The sequence below is a fragment of the Roseibium porphyridii genome, from assembly GCF_026191725.2.
In the GTDB taxonomy this organism is placed as follows: Bacteria; Pseudomonadota; Alphaproteobacteria; order Rhizobiales; family Stappiaceae; genus Roseibium; species Roseibium porphyridii.
This window is the reverse complement of record NZ_CP120863.1, coordinates 2444450-2465697: the sequence shown is the minus strand read 5'-3', so window position 1 is coordinate 2465697 and position 21248 is coordinate 2444450. Positions and strand designations below refer to the sequence as shown.

General features: G+C 55.2%; 18 protein-coding genes. 8 read left to right on the top strand and 10 right to left on the bottom strand.

All coding sequences use genetic code 11. The features are described 5' to 3' along the window. Positions 1–73 precede the first annotated feature (73 nt). From K1718_RS11495 to K1718_RS11470, 6 genes are all read left to right on the top strand, one after another. Positions 74–1201: an enolase C-terminal domain-like protein gene (locus K1718_RS11495; RefSeq protein WP_265684492.1), complete on the top strand. Its 1128-nt coding sequence runs from the start codon at positions 74–76 to the stop codon at positions 1199–1201. Continuing rightward, a complete protein-coding gene (locus K1718_RS11490) occupies positions 1198–2442 on the top strand; it encodes an NAD(P)/FAD-dependent oxidoreductase (protein WP_265684491.1) in 1245 nt (414 codons plus the stop codon). Before K1718_RS11495 ends, K1718_RS11490 begins: the two co-directional genes overlap by 4 nt. Positions 2443–2492: 50 nt before the next feature. After that, entirely contained in the window at positions 2493–3473 is a 981-nt protein-coding gene (locus K1718_RS11485; RefSeq protein WP_265684490.1) for a TRAP transporter substrate-binding protein, read from the top strand. 139 nt (positions 3474–3612) lie between these two features. Further along, on the top strand, positions 3613–4146 hold the full coding sequence (locus K1718_RS11480; RefSeq protein ID WP_265684489.1) for a TRAP transporter small permease: 534 nt from the start codon (positions 3613–3615) through the stop codon (positions 4144–4146). Positions 4147–4150: 4 nt separating this feature from the next. Then, positions 4151–5461 (top strand): TRAP transporter large permease, encoded by a 1311-nt coding sequence (locus K1718_RS11475; protein WP_152501042.1) that lies wholly within the window; start codon positions 4151–4153, stop codon positions 5459–5461. A gap of 282 nt (positions 5462–5743) precedes the next feature. Further along, positions 5744–6742, top strand: coding sequence for an aldo/keto reductase (locus K1718_RS11470; protein ID WP_152501041.1), 999 nt, complete (start codon positions 5744–5746; stop codon positions 6740–6742). 202 nt (positions 6743–6944) lie between these two features. On the opposite strand, the gene K1718_RS11465 is transcribed toward K1718_RS11470, so the two are convergent. From K1718_RS11465 to K1718_RS11440, 6 genes are all read right to left on the bottom strand, one after another. After that, on the bottom strand, positions 6945–8417 hold the full coding sequence (locus K1718_RS11465; protein WP_265684488.1) for a hypothetical protein: 1473 nt from the start codon (positions 8415–8417) through the stop codon (positions 6945–6947). 299 nt (positions 8418–8716) lie between these two features. Further along, the gene (locus tag K1718_RS11460) at positions 8717–9493 is read right to left on the bottom strand and encodes an ABC transporter ATP-binding protein (protein ID WP_265684487.1); all 777 of its coding nucleotides are present in this window, start codon (positions 9491–9493) and stop codon (positions 8717–8719) included. Further along, the gene (locus tag K1718_RS11455) at positions 9490–10389 is read right to left on the bottom strand and encodes an ABC transporter ATP-binding protein (protein ID WP_152501038.1); all 900 of its coding nucleotides are present in this window, start codon (positions 10387–10389) and stop codon (positions 9490–9492) included. Before K1718_RS11455 ends, K1718_RS11460 begins: the two co-directional genes overlap by 4 nt. A 2-nt stretch (positions 10390–10391) precedes the next feature. After that, positions 10392–11318 (bottom strand): ABC transporter permease, encoded by a 927-nt coding sequence (locus tag K1718_RS11450; RefSeq protein ID WP_152501037.1) that lies wholly within the window; start codon positions 11316–11318, stop codon positions 10392–10394. Further along, positions 11318–12379 (bottom strand): ABC transporter permease, encoded by a 1062-nt coding sequence (locus tag K1718_RS11445; protein ID WP_152501036.1) that lies wholly within the window; start codon positions 12377–12379, stop codon positions 11318–11320. Before K1718_RS11445 ends, K1718_RS11450 begins: the two co-directional genes overlap by 1 nt. 242 nt (positions 12380–12621) lie before the next feature. Continuing rightward, the gene (locus K1718_RS11440; RefSeq protein ID WP_265684486.1) at positions 12622–14220 is read right to left on the bottom strand and encodes an ABC transporter substrate-binding protein; all 1599 of its coding nucleotides are present in this window, start codon (positions 14218–14220) and stop codon (positions 12622–12624) included. A 216-nt stretch (positions 14221–14436) separates the two neighbouring features. Here K1718_RS11440 and K1718_RS11435 point away from each other — a divergent pair, with 216 nt between their 5' ends. Further along, a complete protein-coding gene (locus K1718_RS11435; RefSeq protein ID WP_173005969.1) occupies positions 14437–15375 on the top strand; it encodes a LysR family transcriptional regulator in 939 nt (312 codons plus the stop codon). Between the two features lie 77 nt (positions 15376–15452). Here the strand turns inward: K1718_RS11435 and K1718_RS11430 are convergent, their stop codons facing one another. Then, on the bottom strand, positions 15453–16172 hold the full coding sequence (locus K1718_RS11430; protein WP_247649380.1) for an SDR family NAD(P)-dependent oxidoreductase: 720 nt from the start codon (positions 16170–16172) through the stop codon (positions 15453–15455). A 165-nt stretch (positions 16173–16337) separates the two neighbouring features. On the opposite strand from K1718_RS11430, the gene K1718_RS11425 reads away from it, so the two are divergent. Then, positions 16338–17033 carry a GntR family transcriptional regulator gene (locus K1718_RS11425; RefSeq protein ID WP_265684485.1) on the top strand — a complete coding sequence of 232 codons (696 nt, stop codon included), beginning with the start codon at positions 16338–16340 and terminating at the stop codon, positions 17031–17033. A gap of 56 nt (positions 17034–17089) precedes the next feature. Here K1718_RS11425 and K1718_RS11420 read toward each other — a convergent pair whose 3' ends face one another. The 3 genes from K1718_RS11420 to K1718_RS11410 form a co-directional block, all read right to left on the bottom strand. Next, the gene (locus K1718_RS11420) at positions 17090–18862 is read right to left on the bottom strand and encodes a TRAP transporter permease (RefSeq protein WP_265684484.1); all 1773 of its coding nucleotides are present in this window, start codon (positions 18860–18862) and stop codon (positions 17090–17092) included. 55 nt (positions 18863–18917) lie between these two features. Next, on the bottom strand, positions 18918–19874 hold the full coding sequence (locus tag K1718_RS11415; RefSeq protein WP_265684483.1) for a TAXI family TRAP transporter solute-binding subunit: 957 nt from the start codon (positions 19872–19874) through the stop codon (positions 18918–18920). Between the two features lie 479 nt (positions 19875–20353). After that, positions 20354–21247: a DMT family transporter gene (locus tag K1718_RS11410; RefSeq protein WP_209006912.1), complete on the bottom strand. Its 894-nt coding sequence runs from the start codon at positions 21245–21247 to the stop codon at positions 20354–20356. Position 21248: the final 1 nt, after the last annotated feature.

Sequence of the window (21248 nt, the reverse complement as noted above, 5' to 3'; positions counted from 1 at the left end):
GATGGAACATCAAAGTCTTTGTATTTGAAATGATGATTATCAGGCGTCACTGTCGCTATCGAAGGGGAACTTGATGGATCTTGATCAGAAGATCACGGCGATGAAGCTTTGGCATCTGTCGCTTCCAGTCCTGTCGCGCCGCGACCATGGGATCGGAACGGTGGAAGGTGCCTGTGAGATCATTGTCGTATCCCTCACGAGCGAAGGGGGGCACGTTGGCTGGGGCGAAGCATCCCCCTGGTCGGTCTTCACCGGCTCACCCGAAGCAAGCTTTGCAGCACTCGACCGATATATACGTCCGCTGGTCGTGGGAAGAAGAATTGGCGACCGGGCCGCAATTATGGGCGATGCCGCACGCGCCGTCGCCCACGCAACAGAAGCAAAAACGGCTGTTGATACGGCCTTGCTTGACCTGACAGGACAAATTCTCAACACCCCGGCCTGGGCATTATTGGGCGGCAAGTGCCGCGAAACGATTCCCTTGTCGGTTTCAATCGCAGACCCGGACTTCGACAACGACCGGCGCCTGTTGGACCGATTGGTGGAAGACGGTGTCGGCATCGTGAAGCTGAAGGCCGGCTTTAAGGATCATGCCTTTGACACCATGCGGCTCAACGCTCTTGCCAAGGACTACCCGACACTGAGTGTCAGGGTCGATTTCAATCAAGGCCTGTCGATCGATGAAGCTCCCTCCCGTGTCGCAGATATTGCCGAATTTGAGCCGGACTTCATCGAACAGCCGGTGCGTCACACTCAATTTGCGATGATGGCGCGGCTGCGCGAGATGCTGAAAGTGCCGCTTTTGGCGGACGAATCCGTCTTTGGCCCCGAAGACATGACGCGGGCCGTCCAGGAAGGCATTTGTGATGGCGTCTCAATTAAGGCGATGAAGGCCGGAAGTTTGTCCCGGGCACAGGAAGTAGCAAAAATGGCGGCAGCCAATGGGCTGTCAGCCTATGGCGGCGACATGTTCGAGGCCGGACTGGCTCACCTTGCCGGTACACACATGATTGCCGCGACACCGGAAATCACGCTTGGCTGCGAATTCTACCAGGCTCGGTATTTTCTGAAGCAGGACATCCTCGAAACGCCATTCCCGGTTAAGGATGGGCAGGTCATCGTACCGAATGATCCGGGCCTTGGCATAAAACCGGACATCGACCGCCTGAACCACGCTGCCGTGACCAAGGTGGCTGCATGACCAAAACAGTCGCCATTATAGGTGCCGGAATTGTTGGCGTTTCAACCGCGATCTGGATGCAGCGTGAGGGACACAAAGTCATCCTGATCGACAAGGCAGCTCCCGGAGAAGGAGCCAGCCACGGCAATGGGGGTGTACTCGCCTCCTGTTCAATGGTGCCGGTTACAGTCCCGGGCTTGCTGCGCAAAGCACCGCGAATGCTGTTTTCGCCCGATATGCCGCTGTTCCTGAAATGGGCATATCTGCCAAAGCTCCTGCCATGGCTGACCAAATACCTGTCCCATGCCAACGAACGGGATGTGAAACGGATCGCCAAGGCGGTGGGCGAGATCGTCGGCGACAGCCTCGCCGAACATCAGGCTCTCGCAGCCGGAACCGGCGCGGAGCACTTTATCGTGCCCGCGGACTACCTCTTTCTCTACCGGGACCGAGCGCACTATGAAGAAGATGCTTTCGGCTGGTCAATCAGGGCCGACTGTGGCTTTGAGTGGGAAGAGCTGGAGGGTCCCGCCGTTGCTGACTATGACAGTGGCTATTCGCCCGACATAGGGTTTGCTGCCAAGCTCACAAATCATGGCCGCATCACGGATCCCGGCAGATACGTCAAGGCTCTTGCAGCTCACGCGGTCGCCAACGGCGCAGAATTCATTCAGGCGGAGGTGCACCGGATCAACCGGAATGGAGACGGTCCGCCTTCGCTGGAGACAAGCAGCGGGCAGATCGAAGCGGACGACATTCTGATTGCGACCGGAGCCTGGTCGAAACCATTGGCAGATCAACTTGGTCTCAATGTTCCCCTGGAAAGCGAACGCGGATACCATCTGGAACTTTGGGAGCCTAATTTCATGCCGCGCTCACCTGTGATGGTCGCCAGCGGCAAGTTCGTCATCACGCCCATGGAGGGGCGGATCAGATTGGCAGGTGTTGTCGAATTCGGCGGCCTGGAAGCATCACCTTCCAAAGCGCCCATCGAATTGTTGAAACGCAATATCCGTGCGGCAATGCCTGGTCTTACATGGAAAAGGGAAGTGGAATGGATGGGGCATCGCCCTGCCCCTTCGGATTCCATTCCGGCAATCGGCCCCGTACCAGGCGTCAAAGGTGCCTGGCTCGGCTTCGGACATCATCATATCGGTTTGACAGGAGGACCAAAAACCGGCCGTCTTTTGGCGCAAATGATCTCGGCAAAAAAAACAAATCTCGATCTTTCGCCATTTTCCGCTGCACGGTTCCAACAATAAGCACAGCAAGCAGGAACCGGCTGCAAACCCAACCAGAAGGGAGCACTAAAATGAAATTCTTGACCAAGGTACTCACGACGACAGCATTGGTCGCCGCAAGCACACTGCCGGCGCTGGCTGCAGAAAAATGGGATATGCCGATGGCATATTCGGCAAGCAACTTCCACTCCGCAACCGGCGCTGAATTTGCCAAATGCGTGACCACCGGCACCGGTGGTGAAATCGAAATTGTGACGCACCCGTCCGGGTCACTTTTCCCCGGTGCGCAGATCAAGCGCGCGATCCAGACCGGTCAGGTTCCGATCGGCGAACGTCTGCTTTCCGGCCACCAGAACGAAAACGCTCTATTCGGCTTTGATTCAATCCCGTTCCTCGCCACCTCGTTCGACGACAGCGAAAAGCTCTGGAAAGCTGCAAAGCCAACCATTGAAAAAGTTCTGGCCGACCAGAACCTGACGCTTCTCTATGCCGTGCCGTGGCCACCGCAGGGCCTGTACTTCAAGAACGAAGTCAACTCGGTCGCAGATATGAAAGGCATCAAGTTCCGCAGCTACAACAACGCGACATCACGGCTTGCCGAATTGACAGGCATGTTGCCGGTCACGATCGAGGCAGCTGAAATCAGTCAGGCATTCGCTACTGGCGTTGCGGATTCCATGGTCTCATCCGGTTCCACAGGTTATGACCGTAAGGTATGGGAATCCCTGAACTATTTCTATGAAGTGGATGCCTGGTTGCCACGCAACTACGTGATGGTCAATTCAGGGGTTTGGGACGGTGTTTCGGATCAGAACAAGAATGTCATCCGCGCTTGTGCACAAATGGCCGAATATGCGGGCAACTGGCGTTCGAAAGAATATACCGGTTTCACGTTGCAAGGCTTGCGCGACGGCGGCATGACGGTTGGACCGGCTTCCGACCAGATGGTTGGCGAATTGAAGGACATCGGTGTCACCATGACCAACGAATGGCTGGAAGCTGCCGGCGATGACGGCGCAGCCATCGTCGAATCCTTCAAATCGATGCAGTAACGCCACCTAGCGGACGGCCCGTCTGGCCGTCCGCTGTTCCTGAAAATGCCTCTTCGGACGACCTCTGAGAGCCCGGGCACCTGCCGGGGTCTTGGCGGGTGTTCGTGGAAGGTTATGAAAAGAACCTATTGGGGACGTTATGACAGCGCTCAGGAAACTTCGGACCGGTCTCGACTTTCTCTATCTAGCATCCGGCGTGCTCGCCGCCTTATGCCTTATTGCGATCCTCGTCCTGATCGTCCTGCAGATGCTTGCCCGCTGGATTGGCGAAGTGGCGCCGGGCATTCCGGAATATGCAGGTTACTTCATGGCGGCAGCCTCTTTCCTGGCTTTCGCAAACGCTCTCAACCGCGGCAGCCATATCCGCGTCTCGATCCTCTTGAACGCGGTTCCGCCGACTGTTGCGCGATGGATCGACGTGTGGTGCTTCGCAATCGGCGCGCTGGTGATGTGGTATTTCGTCTGGTTCGGTTGGCGGTTCGTCAATTTCTCCATCATGATCAACGACATCAGCCAGGGTCAGGACCGCACTCCCCTATGGATCCCGCAATCCTTCATGCTGGCCGGTGCGATTATCATGGCGATAGCCCTGACCGATCATCTCGTTCATCTGCTGTTTGACGGCAAACACCGGATCAAGCGCGATCTGGTCGACCAGAGTTTCGGGGAGTAAGGCCATGGAAGACTTCTCGATCATCATCCTGTTTATCTTCGTCCTTCTCCTGCTTCTGGGCAGCGGTGTCTGGATCGGTCTGGCGCTTATGGGCGTTGCCTGGGTCGGCATGGAGCTCTTCACCACCCGCCCCGTGGGTGACGTGATGCTGACCACGATCTGGTCTTCGTCCTCAAGCTGGACGCTGACCGCCTTGCCGCTCTTTATCTGGATGGGTGAAATCCTTTACCGAACGCGGCTATCTGAAGACATGTTCCGTGGCTTGAGCCCCTGGATGGCAGGATTGCCCGGTGGCCTTGTGCACACCAACATTGTCGGTTGCACCGTCTTTGCCGCGGTATCAGGGTCCAGCGCAGCCACATTGACGACTGTCGGCAAGATGTCGATCCCCGAACTCAGAAAACGCAATTATCCCGAAAACATGGTGATTGGCACGCTTGCCGGTGCAGCTACGCTAGGGCTGATGATCCCGCCCTCGCTGACACTGATCGTCTATGGCGTAACAATCAACGAATCCATCTCAAAACTCTTCTTTGCAGGCATTTTGCCGGGTCTCGTGCTCGCCTCCATGTTCATGGCTTACGTGGCGATCATGTCGAAAGTGTCGAAAAACTGGGATCCGGCACCGGAACCCAAGATGAGTTTTGCGAAAAGAATTCAGAATTCCCGCTTTCTGATCCCGGTCATTCTGCTCATACTTCTGGTGATCGGGTCCATGTACCTGGGCTTTGCCACAGCGACAGAGGCAGCGGCCTTCGGCGTTATCGGCAGCCTGCTCCTGGCCGCCAGCCAGGGGTCGCTGAGCTGGAAGACCTTTGCCGAAAGCCTGATGGGGGCGACCAGAACATCGGCGATGATCGCCCTGATCCTGGCCGGTGCCGCCTTCCTGTCACTGTCCATGGGTTTCACGGGCTTGCCGCGTGGTCTGGCCGACCTGATCGCACAAATGGAACTGTCACGGTTCGAACTTTTGATGGCGCTTCTGGTCTTCTACATCATCCTGGGAATGTTCCTCGATGGCATTTCCTCAGTGGTGCTGACCATGGCTGTCGTCGAGACCATGGTCCGCCAGGCCGGAATTGATCTGATCTGGTTCGGTATTTTCATTGTCGTGGTGGTCGAAATGGCTCAGATCACACCGCCGATCGGGTTCAATCTGTTCGTCCTTCAGGGCATGACACATCACGAGATGGGTTTCATCGCCCGGGCCAGTATCCCGATGTTCCTGATCATGGTCCTGATGGTCTTCGTTTTGATCGCCTTCCCGGAAATTGCCACCTGGCTTCCAGCAAACATCCGTCAGGGGCCTGGCTGATCCCGATTGCGCCAAGTGCTGGCTAAAGAGAAGGGCCACCCGCATCAGCGGGTGGCCTTTGCTATTGACGATAGTGGCTAGCCGTTGATTTCCTGATGGAGGAACCTGGCAAACCACCTCTATGGGAGCCCTAGTTCGCTGGCGTCAGCATGTTCCCAACAGCTTATTGCGTGATCGGCGGCTTTACTGAAAAAACTCTGCCCTTGGACTTCAACGCCTTTGGGCACTAAAACAATGAATTCCGAAAGAACTCTCCAACTTCCCCAACACTCAGAGGGACATATGCAAAAACGCAAACTGGGTGCCGACGGTCCTGAGGTCGGCGCGATTGGCTATGGCGCCATGTCCTTTTCCGACATGTATGGACCAACCAACGAGGCCGAGAGCCATGCTGTGCTGGATGCATGTCGCGAGTTGGGTGTTACGCATTTGGATACGGCAAATATTTACGGCATGGGGAAATCGGAAAACGCGATCGGAACCTACCTGAAGGCCAATCCCTCAGCGCGGGACGAGTTTGTCATCGCGACAAAGGCCACAATAACCAGAGATCCAGACGGCAATCGCGTCTTCGACAATTCCGCAGAGCACCTTGAAGCTGAACTTGACAAGTCGTTGCAACGGCTCGGGGTCGACTGCGTTGATCTGTTTTACGCGCATCGTCGCGACACGCGCTTCACTCCGGAAGAAACGGCAACGAACCTTGGAAGGTTGGTTGAAAAGGGCAAGACCCGGGCGATCGGCCTTTCGGAAATCGCGCCTTCGACACTGCGCCGCGCCATGAAAGCCTTTCCAGTCGCAGCAGTTCAATCGGAATACTCGCTCTCCACGCGGTTCCCCGATCTTGGGCTTGTGCAGGCTTGCGCCGAACTTGGTGTTGCCATGGTGGCCTTCTCGCCTGTCGGCCGTTCGCTCCTGACCGACAATCCGATCTCGCGCGAAGCGCTTGCGAACTTGCCCTTTCTCGGCGGGAACCCACGTTTTATGGAACCGAACCTGACCGAGAACCTGCGTCTCACCGAAGGCTTCCGAAAGCTTGCAGCTGAAATGGGTACGACCGCTGCAGGGCTGGCCAATGCGTGGCTGCTCAGCCGCGGGCCTCATGTGATCCCAATTCCGGGCACCCGCTCGGTGAGCCACTTGCGCGAATGCATCTCCGGAGCAGATCTGGTCCTTTCAGATGCGGATCTTGAACGCATCGAAGCCGTTCTGCCTGTGGGCTGGGCACATGGTGACAGGTATTCAGTTGACCAGTGGAACGGGCCCGAACGCTACTGTTGATGCATCCGGGTAGAACGACACGTCGGCAGATTGCCGGTTTTCAAGGGTTGCACTTGGATTCAAGCCGTTGGCCGAAGCCCAGTGCCCCTGTTAAGCTCAGCACTGATATTCGGAAAGTCCTTCAGTTCTTTCGCCTTTGCTTCTTCTCAAAGGTCTCGTTTGCGGATCTGGCGAACTGGACGCCAAACCCAGACCCGAAAACTTACTTCCCATCAAAGCGGTAAAGAATGTCGCCGCCCATGCTCAACTCAGCGCCTGGAAAAACCGTGTACCCTTCACAAAGATGGTCGAGCCGGATCATGACATCACGGTAGAACCAGAGCCGATCCGTTGGTGGCAGAAACTTGTTCGCCAACTCCACTGCTTGCGTCACATCTCCCTTAGCAAGCAGCAGTTCCAGGAAAATGGTTCGATCGACGCCCAGAGGCAGATCGTCTTTGTCACTTCGAAGAGCCGACGCTGCCGCAGTCCATGCCTCCCAATCGAAATCGGGCGGCAATGCTGAAGGTCGCGATGGAAGACCAGTATCAGTTTCGGTCAGATAGGCGACCATAGCCTGCCGCGCAATCATCCAATTCAAGGTGGTTTGCGCCGTATCCGCATAGTGGCGGACAGTTTTTCCCAAGCTAAATCCTGTCATCTGCTGGTTCAGGTTTTCATCACCCATTTCCTCGGACAAACGCCCGTAAAGATAGACCCAGGCAGGATCGAGTTCAGTTCTTGGCTGCAGACGTCCGGCTTCGATTTCAGCAAGAAAGTCACGCGATGCATCAGCAATCGGGCCCTCGGCCCCTGTCTGATTGAAAAGAATGCTCAGCCACGCCATTCCCCCCATCTGGAAAGAAGCTCGCAGTATTTCATGATAGCGCGCACGGCGTTGACGGCTTTCCTCATCGTCTCCGGGAACAGGAACCGGAGCAATTTGATTGTTAACCGAAGCAAGATAGATCGAAAGCTTGTCCGGTCCCGCCCTCTTCGCCAGGTTTTGTTCCTGGTGCCGCTCAAGCAAAGCATCATAAGCTGACAAGTCCTGGCGCGAACCCAGGACCATGGCCGCAACACCCAATTCTCCGGCCGCTTCCGCGTTTCGGGCCAATGTCAATTTGAAGTCATCGCTTTGGTCGACAACCCAATTGTGAACGCCAAGCCCATTGAAATACCGGGCGTCAAAGCCTTTGACCAGGTCAGGGCTGCTCCGCACTGCCGCCAGCAGTTCGAGGAAGGTTGCGCCAGCATCCGCCAGCAGAATTTGCCGTATAACGATGGGCGAGAAATCGGCAAAGATCTCGACAGCTGGTCGGTCATCCGTTTTCAAACCTTCAACCACACCCAGTTTTGAGATCGCAAAGGCTAACCGTACCTCCTTCAGGCCATGAGCCTGGCGTTGAGTACCGCCTTGAACGCGATCCATCAGGTCCAGTCCAGAAGCAAAGTCCAGGTCGTCGTAGCGCAGCTTCAAATAGCTGGCTGCAGTTCCAAAATGCCGTTGTGAAAACCTTTTGGCCTGTGGGCGGTCTGAAATGATGCGATCGGCAAGGTCAAGTATGGTAGCCCGGTGCGGACCGCATAAAGGCCGATCGCTTCCGCTCTGGTGCTCCTCTCCATAGACAGCACTGATACCGATAACGAAACACACAAATGCGCCCGTCATGGCAATCTTCCGACTTATCGACATCGTACAAGTCCTCCGTTTTGCCCACGACCTGCGTTTATGTCTTTGAATAGAAATCCATTTTTCCGATAGTAATGGTCTTTCGAGTATCTTTCCGTTCGAAGCTGGCACGTCGTCCGCGACGCGCTAAACGCCTAGCATACCATCTTACAACTGATATAACCGCTGGCGAATAGATTTCGTCCGCTGGTTGCCGGAAAAAGCGCTATCGGCACCTATGCACTTTACGAAACTTGGTAGCGATGAGCGGTACCTTGCGAACCAATGGCGATACATCATCGGGCGGGTCTCAACCGCCCTTACTATGCAAATTCCTTGAACCCTGCCAAAGCCTTGCGATCGTAGCCATGCGATGCGGTCCAGAGCTGGCGCGTATACTCATGCTTGAGGTTACCCGTGCGCATCTGGTCCTCACTCATCTCCTCCACAACCTCGCCGCGGTTCATCACGGCAATCCGGCTGCAGAGGTGCCCGACGACAGCAAGGTCGTGGCTGACCATCACATAGGTCAGGCCATGCGCCTTCCGAAGTGCAGATAAAAGGTTCAAAATTTCAGCCTGAACAGACACGTCCAGCGCGCTCGTCGGCTCATCAAGCAGGATGACCCGTGGCTCAAGAATGAGCGCGCGCGCAATGGCGACGCGCTGCCGTTGACCACCAGAAAGTTGGTGGGGGTAGCGAAACCGGTATTCCGGGCCAAGGCCGACTTCGGCGAGGATCTTCAGGACCCGTTCTTCGCGATTGTCCAATCCGTGGATGACCAGCGGCTCACTTAAAGTGGCGTCCACGGTTCTGCGTGGATGAAGCGAACCATAGGGGTCCTGGAACACCATCTGCATGTGTTTGCGGGAGGCAGGTGTTCGTTTGTGGGCAATAGGCTGCCCGTCAATTCTGATGGTCCCGGTCCAGTGGGAATAGATACCGACCATGGCTCTGAGTACGGTCGACTTCCCGGAACCCGATTCACCGACCAGACCAAAGCTCTCCCCCTCCGCGACCGAAAGATTGAAGTTCTTGACCGCTTGGATCTGATTTTTGCCCGAGCCGAAAGCAATGCTGAAGTCGCTGATTTCGATCATTGCTCGAACACCCCGCTGGCATCGCTTGGCTGCGTGAGCCAGGCCGGATCCCGTTCAAGAACAGGAAGATCGTCGTGACGACCGTCGAGCCTCGGCAGGCAATTGAGAAGCCCTCTCGTATAGGGATGCTGCGCTTGGTCGAGATGCTTGGCGTCCAGCGTTTCCATGATGCGTCCGCCATACATGACAAGCACCCGGTCACAGAAGCTGGAAACAAGCTGCAAGTCGTGACTGATGAGCACGAGACCCATGCCACGTTCACGCACCATGTCGTCGAGAAGGGAGAGCACCTGCATTTGCACCGTCACGTCCAGCGCAGAAGTCGGTTCGTCAGCAATCATCACGTCCGGATTGGTTATCAGCATCATCGCAATCATGATGCGTTGGCCCATCCCGCCCGACACCTGATGCGGATAAAGGGAGTAAACCTTTTCCGGCTCGCGGATGCGAACCGTGTCGAGCATTGAAAGTGCGCGCTTTTTTGCCTCCGCCCGGGGGATGTTTTCATGCCGTCGGCAGGACTCGGCAATCTGCGCACCAACGGTCAGAACCGGGTTCAGTGAATATTTGGGGTCCTGCATGATCATGGAAATGCGCGAACCGCGAATGTTTCGCATTGTCTTTCCGTTCGCCTGCATCAGATCCATGCCGCTGAACATCAGTTTTTCCGCATCAATGCGCCCATTGCCGGCTGTCAGGCGCAGCAGCGCACGTCCGGTTTGCGACTTGCCAGATCCGGACTCGCCAACAATTCCAAGCCGTTCCCGGCCAAGGTCGAAGCTGACACCGCGAACAGCGTGAACGAGACCTTTGGAGGTTGAAAAGCGCACGTGAAGGTCACGAACGGACAAGAGCGGTTCTTCACGCAAAGGCTCCTTTTTGAAGCTTCCGTTCATGGTCAGTGCCCCCCTGAACTGCGCGGGTCGAGAACGTCGCGCAGACCGTCACCCAGCAGGTTAAAGCCGAGCGAGACAACAAGAATGGCGATGCCGGGAATAGTCGGCACCCACCATTGATCCAGGAGATAATCGCGGCCAGAGGCGATCATCGCCCCCCATTCGGCAAGCGGCGGCTGCGCACCGAGACCCAGAAAGCCGAGCCCTGCGGCGGTCAGGATGATCCCGGCCATGTCCAGCGTCAAACGCACGATTGTAGATGACATGCACATTGGCATGATATGGGCCAGCAAAACCCTTATGCGCGACGCACCCATGATTTGCGCTGCAAGGATATATTCGGAGTTGCGCAGCGTCAGTGTTTCAGCCCTTGCAAGGCGCGCATAAGGCGACCAGGTCGTCAAGGCAATGGCAAGTACCGCATTCTCCAGTCCGGGGCCAAGAACGGCGACAAATGCCAACGCAAGTATCAGTCTGGGAAACGCCAGAAAAATATCGGTGATCCGCATCAAAGTCGCGTCGACAACACCGCCGAACAACCCGGCCGTCGTACCGATGATAAGGCCGATGGGCATCACGATGATCGACACGAGAAAGATGATGTAGAGCGTCACCCGCGAGCCCCAGACAATCCTGTCGTAGATATCGCGTCCGAGTTCGTCGGTACCAAACCAATGCTCGGCGCTCGGCGGCGCAAGGCGATTGGAAAGCTCCTGCGTCGTTCCGTCACCGGATGTCAGCAGTGGTGCGAAAAGCGCGACGAGACAGAGAAAGAGCACGATGAAGAAGCCAAGCATCGCGATCGGGTTGGATTTGAAAGAGAGCCAACTGATATAGGCGCGCTGACAACGGGCCTGGAAAGCATTGTCCGGCGAGTCTGCCAGCAACCAGGACACAACGGAACTTGAGGTTTGCGTGTGCTCCGACATTACTTCGCCCTCGGATCGACAATGCGATAAAGCATGTCAGACAGCATGTTAATGAAAACGAAGGAAATACCGACGACGAGCGTCCCGCCTATCACGGCGTTCATGTCTGCATTGAACAGCGAATTGGTGATGTATTGACCAATACCAGGCCAGGCAAATACGGTCTCCGTCAGAACGGAACCTTCGAGAAGGCTGGCATAGGTCAGTCCGATGATGGTGATCAGCTGAACCATCACGTTCCGGAAGGCGTGGTACCAGATCACCGTCCCCTCGCCGAGCCCCTTCACGCGCGCTGTCAGAACATATTCCTGATTGAGCTGATCCAGCATGAAAGACCGCGTCATGCGGGCAATATAGGCCAGTGAATAGATTGCCAGCATAGAAGCCGGCAGGATGACGTGGGACAGTGCATTTTGAAACACATCCCATTCCCCGGCAATCGCTGCGTCGATCATGATGACACCTGTCACCGGATCGACGATACCGTCATAGAAGAAATCAATACGGCCAGGACCGGCCACCCAGTCCAGCTTGGCATAAAAGACCAACAACGCGACCATGCCGAGCCAGAAAATCGGGATGGAGTGGCCTAGAAGACCTATGACCCGAACGCAGTGGTCGATGAGCGTGCCTTGGCGCACAGCGGCAAAAACACCGGCAGGTATGCCGATAATCACGCCGACAACCGTTGCAATCGTGGCCAGTTCCAGCGTCGCGGGGAAAAACCGCTTGATGTCTTCCAGAACAGGCTGTCCTGTCATCACCGAGTTGCCGAAATCGCCGCGCAGGATGTCACCCAAGAATATCAGGTATTGCTGCCAGATCGGCTTGTCGAGGCCGAGCTGCAGGAACATCGCGTCATAGACTTCCTTCGACGCTCTGTCTCCGACAATGGCGACAACAGGGTCATTGGGCATGATACGCCCTATGACGAAGGTGACAGCGGTCAACCCGATGAAAGTCAGGGCCAACATGAGAATGCCGCCGCCGATTTTTCGGGCGACATTCAGATAGGGTTTGAAATCCACCGCAGGGCGCGGGGTCGCGGCGCTGTCAGTCATTCAAAAGCGCCTTTTGAAACTGGGTCCAGAGCCTCTGTCGCCCGGTGTTTCCCGGCACGGTGCGTCTTAGCTGCACGGGTTTGGAATGAAGACGAATAGATGGTGGAGTGACAAGCAAGTCGGCCGATCCTTGAACAAGTAAAATCGCGCTCCCATGCTGCAAAAAACGCGGGAGCGCGCATCTCAAATCGTCGATGGTCCGCACATCTTTTGTCAGGTGCACGGAACCATCAGACCAGATCTTACTTGGTCACTGTTTTGTAGTACGCCTGATCAGAGGTCACGCCATTGACGAAGCCTTTGACCTTTGCACGCTGGCCAAATGTGCCGATTGCCTGGAACATGATGGTGAACGGAGAATCCTCCTGAACCATCTTCTGCAGCTTGGCATAGGTGGCTTCGCGCTTGGCCGGATCGGATTCGGCCGCGGCCTGATCGGTCAATTCGGTCAAACCTTCAGCAGGCCAGGCGTTTCGCCATGTCAGCTTGCCGGTCAGCTTGGCTTCGAAGTCGTTGTTCGGGTTGTGAGCAAATGCATCGGCATTGGAATGCGGATCAGAGTAATCCGGGCCCCAGCGCGCAACGATCAACTCATGTTTGCGTGCACGGTATTTCGGCCAGAGCGTTGCACCGTCGGACAAGATGATTTCCGAGTCGATGCCGAGTTCCTTCAGGCTTGCCTGAACGCTTTGGGCGACTTCCGTGAACGGTGATTTGTTCAGCGTGTCGATGGTGATCTTGGTATCGGCATCAAGACCAGCATCCGCAATCAGCGCCTTTGCCTTGTCCATGTTCTGGCTGTACGGCGTGTCCGTGGCCGCAGCCCACATGCCTGACGGCCAGAAGTTCTGATGGATCTTGTACTGTCCATCGAGGAACGATCCGACCATGCCGTCATAATCGACCATGTATTTCAGCGCCTCACGAACTTCCGGTTTCGACAGAACCGGATGCTCCATGTTGGACGCCAGATACATCAGATAACCCTTGGGGTAGCTCTCGGCAGAAACATCGTCATTGCCGGCAAGTCCCTTGAGCTGGTCAGCTGTCAATTCCATCGCTGCGTCAACGTCACCCTTTTCAAGCAGGAGGCGTTGCGCGGAAGGCTCCGCCACGTGGCGAATGACGACGCGGTTCATCGCAGGTTTGCCCTGCCGATAGTCGTCAAAGGCTTCCAGCATGACGACTTCGTTGGCTTTCCAGTTCTTCAACATGAAAGGACCGGACCCAGCGGAATTGTCTTTCAGCCATGCATAGCCCATGTCACCGTCGACTTCGTGTTTCTGGACCTCTTTCATGTCGACAATGGAAGCGACGCTGGAGGACAACAGGTTCAGCACGAGCGCGGGTGACAAATCAGCGAGAATGTTGATCTCAACGGTACCATCATCGACGGCAACGACTGCCTCGTCGACATTGTCTGCAGTCCATCCGATCTGTTTGATGATGAAGGCCGGCGTCTTGTCCAGCTTCACGGCCCGGCTCAGCGAATAGGCAACATCAGCCGCGGTGACAGGGTTGCCCGAATGGAACGTCAGGCCCGGGCGCAGCTTGACGGTGATTTTCTTGCCGTCTTCGGAAAATTCATAGGATTCTGCAATGCCGCCAACAAGTTTTGTCAGGTCATCCGGCTCGAACAGAAACAGTCGCTCATAGATGTTTGCGACAATCCGGCTGCCGGTGAATTCAAAGCATTCGGCGGGATCAAGCGTAATCGCATCTGCGGTGTTGCGGGCAATCACAAACGTGTCTGCTGGCGTTTCTGCAATTGCCGGAAAGGCAACTGAAGTCGCCAGGATTGCGGCAAGTGACAGGCCTTTCAATGGAGCTGTAAATTTCACGATCATTCCCCCTCTGGAACAATTCGAATGGGTCGGAGCCGGTATAAACCGGCGGGATCGTGTGCGGTGTCGCTTCGTTGAATGAGCAAGTTATCCGCACCTGAAGCAAAAGCTTATATCGATTGCTTGAATTCAACCAACAGCCTTGTTATGCAAATTTTGCATAGTTTCACGTACTGCTTATTTATTCGGCAGTGTCTCAGAAGGAAAAACGAGGTGGACACCAATTGGCTGGCCGACTTTCTGGTTCTGAGCAAACGCGGAAACTTCTCCCAGGCAGCCGACGAGCGCAACATCACCCAATCCGCCTTCAGCAGACGGATCAAAGCCCTCGAAACCTGGCTTGGCACGGAACTTTTCGACCGAAGCAGCTACCCTGTTTCGCTCACCCCAGAAGGTGAAATCTTTCACGCTTCGGCACAAAATGTACTGCGGGAACTGGAACTCAACCGCGTTGAATTCCAAAGACGAAATTCCGCGACAACACCGGACATTCGCCTTGCGGCCTCAACGTCGCTGGCGCTCAGCTTCGTGCCGGAGTGGCTTCATCAAATCAAGCAGGGCTGTGGTTCGTTTTCCGTTTCAATAGACAGCTACGATTTCTATGAAATGGTGGAATTGCTCGGTGATCGAAAGATGGATCTGCTGGTGCTCTATTTTAAGCCAGAGGTCCCGGCATTTTTTGAGCATCAGGAATTCGATTCAATCAAACTCGGCGATGACACTATGCATCTTTGTACTGCCGTTGATGCAAAGGGACGTCCCGCCTTCGACGTCGACAAGCCGCCAAGCACCGGTCTTGAATATATTGGCTACGGCCAAACCGGTTACTTCTCCAAAGTCGAAGACCTTCTGTTTTCATCGATGACCGCGCAGGATCCGGACTTCGTGTGCACCTCGCAAAGCGGCACGTGCGAGTTCATGAAACGGCTTGCCCACCTCGACCAGAAGATGCTTTGGCTGCCTGCCTGCAGCGCTTATGAAGACGTTCAGGCAGGGAGGCTGGCATTGGCAGGGGAAGGTCGATACGACACCAACCTGGAAATTTGGGTCTTCAAGAAACGCGACGCACCCTCTCCGCTCGTGCAGAAAATCTGGTCGCATTTGAAATCAAATCCCTGTACCGGCCATCTTGAAAATTACCGGTTGAGCTGACACAGGCACAGTCCACTCAGATTTCACTAATGGACTATTGTTGTTGTTCGGCACACTTCGCTCGAGCTATTGCCCAGCTATCTTCCAATTGAACGCACAGTGCTGGCGCCGCCATCAACGGCAAGAACTTGACCATTGACGAAGCTTGCCTCATCGGAGGCAAGCATTGCGGCAACAGCCGCGACTTCTTCCAGATACGCGACCCTGTCACTGGGTGTCGCGGCAATCCAACCATCACGTGACTTCGGATCGGGCATCATGCCGCCATCCACAGCGCCTGGTGCCAATACGTTGACGCGAATACGATGTTTGGCAAGTTCTGCGGCCATCACGCGCGCCAATGACGCAACCGCGCCCTTCGAAGCGGCATAGGCGCTTCGCCCCGTCACGCCGATCTGTCCATGGATTGACGTAATGAAGACGATCCTCCCGCCGTTTTCCATCATGTGGATGCTGGCCTGTTGCGCCACTCGAAACGCACCGAGCAGATTGGTGTTGAGGTGGCATTCGAAATCTTCTTCAGTGAGATCACTGAACCTTGCCGCCCTGATCATGCCAGCGGCATGGACCAGGACATCCAAACCGCCCATGTGCTCGACAGCGTGTCTGATCGCGCGATCAACCGATGGCCTTTGGGTAACATCGACCTTGACGAACTCAGCCATGCATGTGGCCGGAGCGTGTTGGTCCAGACAAACGACTTGGTCGCCTCGTTCACACAAGGATCGCACAATGGCACTGCCGAGCGCACCGGAACCGCCGGTCACAATGGATCTTAAAGGTCTGAAACTAGGCATCCCGATCATGCATCAGTTTGAACCACTCCTGCCCACCGCAAATTTGCCTGCATATAAATCATATTATGATTAAATATCGCATATTATTGAATTGTTGCAATGGTCAAACCCGTATCCTAGGCTGACGATACAGTTTGATTGGTTGGATGTGGGAGGTAAGTGAAAGTGCAAAAACAAGGCTCAGTCATTGCTGCCCTGTCCAATCAGTTACGTCTCGACATCTCTCTCGGGGTAATACAGCCTGGCGTAAAACTGAACATTGAAGGGCTGAAGCGAACCTACTCAGTGTCGCATCCATCAGTCCGCGAAGCATTGTCTCTTCTCGTTGGTGAGGGATATGTAAGCTTCGAAGAATCCAAGGGCTTTCGCGTTCTGAATCCCTCGCGAGACGAGCTCCAGGACAGTATCCGGGTCAGGGCCGAACTCGAAGTCTTGGCGCTGGAGTGGGCCATAAAGCGGTCGACCGTGGACTGGCGCTCTGAAGTCGTTGCCACCCACTACGCTTTGTCTGAAGTTGAGCGACAAATGCCGACCGATCCCATAAATGCGGCTCTGGAGTGGGATGAACGCAACAAGACCTTTCACATGGCCATCGCTGGCAATTGTGGTTCACCGAAACTGATTGAGCTGATCTCTGTGCAATATGATCAAAGCCGTCGCTACAGGTTGATGGCACATGCCAATGATCGCAGCGAAGTGTCGAGACGTCGCTGGGTTGAAAAAAGCGCGAATGAGCATAACGAACTGAAAGACGCTGTTTTGTCCGGGGACACAAAGACCGGCCAGAACCTCTTGCGTGGCCACATCACCAAAGCAGCTCTTCATGTGATCTCAGACGCCCGATTGGCGGATGAAGCCTGAGCGAAGCAAGGCCAGCAGACGTCGCACTCAAGTCAGCTGGCCAAGCCTGCAATTTTTCACGCCAACAAGCGAATAAAGAAGATGCCAAGCCCCGCAACCAGCAGGATTGCTCTGATCGCAATGTTGAATTTTGAGATAATCGCGAAGGACAAACACCCAAGGCCGATGCCCATTTGAACCAGTGCGCCCAGTGCGCCGCCCATATTCAGCTTCAAGGCAATGATCTCGGGGTTTGCGATCATTCCAAGAGGAATGAAATAGAGGCCGATACCCAAGGCCATCGCGCAGGCTGCAACCTTCAGCCAGTTTTCGCCGATCATCCCGGACGCAATGAAGACCGCGCCACAAACAGGTGGTGTGATGGTCGACAAGAGCGCAAACCAGAAGACAAAAAGGTGGGCTTGCAACGGTTCAAGCCCGAGATCGATCAGTGCGGGTCCGGCAACTGAAACACAAATGACATAGGCGGCGGTCGTCGGCACTTCCATGCCCAGAAGCAGGCACGCAAGGGCAGTCAGCAAAAGCGACGGCCACAAAAGCCCGCCGGAACCTGACACGATGAAGGAGGTGAGCTTTACGCCAAGCCCGGTGATACCAAGCACACCGATGACGATGGCAGCGCAAATGATAATGGAGCCGATCATGGCGATTTGTCGGCCCGCATTGATACAGGCATTGCCAAGCCGTTCTGTGCCCAGTTTGAGATCGAGCCCGGTCTTCCCGTTGAAGAGAAGAGCAAACAAACCTGCGAAAATCGCGAGGGCAGCCGAATATTGCGGCGTGAATTTCAGGGCGAACATCGAAATCAGCAACACGGCAAAAGGCACGGCGAAGAAACACGACGTGATGAAGATGTCACGCCGACTGGGGCGTTCATCATCCGGGATGCCCTTCAGATCGTAGCGCGTGGCATAGGCGTCGATGCCGACCCACACGGCAAAGAAGAAGAGGAGCGCGGGCAAGAGCGCCGCAAACATGATGTCGGTGTATGGCACACCGGTCAGCTCAACCATCACAAATGCGCCCGCTCCCATGAGCGGAGGCATTATTTGGCCACCTGAAGAAGCTACGGCCTCGACGGCGGCTGCCAGTCGCTTCGGATAGCCCAGCTTAGTCATCGCCGGCAAAGTGACGGCACCGGTTGAAGCGACATTTGCCGACGCTGATCCGGAAATTGATCCAAAAAGTGCCGAAGACAGTACCGACACCTTAGCAGCACCACCTTTCAGACGTCCGGCGGCACCAGCTGCAAGGTTCATGAACCCCTGCCCGGCTTCGCCGGCATTCAGAACCGCACCGAAAATCACAAAAACCGAAACAACGCCAACGGAAACGCCGGTAAGACTGCCCCAAAGCCCGCCTTCGGCGATGGTGAGCGTGCCGAGGAAACTCGGCAGAGGTGTGCCGGAATGGCCAAACTGTCCGGGTATGTGATTGCCAAAAAGACCATAGGCAAGCATCAGTGCGGCAACCGTTGGCAATGGCCAGCCGATCATGCGTCGTGCCGCCTCAAGCACGAGGCCAAGCAGAAGGAAAGCCATGATTTTCTGACCGGTTCCTTCAAGGAAGCCGTATTGGTTTTTCAGATCCTGATGATTCAATGCGATCCAGACACAACACCCGATGCCCAGGACGGTCAGAACGGCTCCCAAGGAGACTTCAAATCTTGACTGGGCGGAATAAAGAAACACCCACGGCAGGATCAAAGCCAGGTGCAGTGGCCTGGCGACGAGATTTGGCACCAGGCCATAGAAAATCAGGCCCAGGTGAGCAACAATCATCAACAGTCCGAGTGCAGCCCAGACGAGGTGTGAACGAGTATATGTCATGAGAGGATGTGCTTCGAAGCCACGCCCGGCAAGGAGACCGGGCGCGCTGTTTCACTTAACGATGGGCGTCGGTCAACGGTGCACCGACCTCTTCGTAGTAGCGAATGGCACCAGGATGAATTGCCGTGGTGATGTTTGAGATCATGTCCGGGCTGATGCCATTCCACCACGCTGCCGCACTGCCCAATTCGCTCTTCTGTTCCCAGAAGGTCTTTGTGAGGAGATAGGCGGTATCGTCGCTCATCGCGGTGGTTGTGTAGGCAACAACAGGCAAGGACGTTGTTGAAATATCCGCATCCTGACCGGCGTAAGTTCCAGCCGGTATGGTCAAAGGCGTTCGCTTGGTTGCTGCGACCTGTTCGTCGCTCAATGACAGAACACGCACGCCGGTTGAAGCGGCTGCCTCAATCACATTGGGAGCCGGGTAAGAGCCGGCGGTCACAAACCCGTCAATTTGCCCGTTTTTCAAAGCCGAAACTGCATTGGAAAGCTCGGAATCTGCAAGCGTGACTTTGCCTTCAAGGCCAAAGAGACCGAGGTATTTTTCACCTTCACGCGCGCCAAAAGACCCGCTCCCGAGCAGGATTGTCTTTCCTTCCAGGTCTTCAAAGGTCTCAACGCCGCTATCAGCCGACATGACAAAATGCATGGTCAGAGACGGAATTGGGAAGAGAGCGCGGATAGTGTCAAACGACGGGTCGCCCTTCCCCTCGAACATGGCTTTGCCGCCTTGTGCGAGACCGACCAGAGCTGGGGGTGTGGTGAACACATAGTCGCCACCGCGCGCACGAACCTCCATGACATTTTGAACAGAGCCCTGGCTCTCTTCAACTGTCACGACAACTCCACCATCGGTACCCGCTTGCATCGCCTCCGCGATCTGAACGCCCATCTGGTAATAGGATGAAGTGGTTTTCGCGGACTTGTAGGTAATACGTTCTTGTGCAGACACCGACGTTGCAAGCGTTGCGGCAACGGATACCAATGCCAACGACTTTAGCAGGTTCTTCATTGTTCTCCCTCCCAGAGAATTTCAGTGGCCAATTATTGTTGATGTTCCTGACTGCAACAAAGCATCATATGAGATAGATATCAATCATAATATGAAATTGACTACAGCCCGTCAGAATCTTCAATATACATCATAAGTGAAACAGCAGTTGCAGCATTCTATTAGGGTCGAGTACGGGATTTGACACCAACAAACCACGCATAAGCAGCAAAGTCTCGTTTGATACATTCGGACATGCCAACAGTCTGAACTCAGGCTCTTCCGGAAGACTGCTTGCCCAGCACTCGCGGTGCAGATCAAAGAACCTGCCTCAGATCCGGCTCCTGACCGGTCGTATGAAAGATCTCTGCCGAGTCGACACAATTGCATTGGGCGCTCTCTCTGAAACAGTCGATCAACCGAGTGTTTTGCGCGTATTTACGGCAGAATGACCATGCATCGAAAACCTGAGGACTGACGGCATTAGTCCCTTTGCCATTTCACCTTGCTGCGGCCTCCAGTTTCCGGCGTCCGTCTTTCAGAGCGACGACAAATGTCGCCACGATGATCAAGGCTGCAGCGGCATAAAATGCCGGAGCAGGCAGGATATCGAAGAACAGTGCGTCCGCGATGACGGCAAAAACAAGTGACAGGTATTCAAACGCGGCCAGCTTGGAAACCTCGCTGTATTGATAGCTGAGGGTCATCATGATGTGCGCAATACCACCTGCAAATCCCGTACAAACCAAAAGCCCAAGCTGGTTCCAGGTCGGAGTTGTCCACCCCAGTGGCAGGGTTGCAAGACCGGCAATGGTGCAGGTCAGCGCAAAATAGAATGCGATCGCACCTGCGTTTTCAGTCAACGCCAGACTTCTGATTTGAACCTTTGCGCCAGCTGTCAGCACCGCCATTGCCAAGGCAAGGCCGACGCCGAGCAGATAAGCGTTGTCCAGGTCGGCAGCAGAAGCCGTTGGAAGAACGAGAACAAGCACTCCGACAAAGCCGAACAGAACGCCGAACCAGCGCACACTGCTGACAACCTCGCGAAGGAAAATTGCAGCCAGAACTACCGCGAGGACAGGTGCCAGATAGCCGATGATCGAAGCGTGGGACAAAGGCAGATATTTCAGACTGGCAAAGCTTGCGAACATCGCAAGACAGCCCAGAACGCAACGTGCGACATGGCTTCCCGGACGCCTGGTTTTAAGGCCTGACGGGAATTCCCGTGTCCACATCAAAAACAGGACCAAAGGGATCAACGCAAATGCACTGCGGAAAAAAACGACCTGACCAACCGGAACAGCGTCAGAAAGCCATTTGATGAAGAGCACCATAAGCGTGAAAAACACGGTTGCTCCAACCCGCAGGCCAATTCCCTTGAAATCCATGGTCATG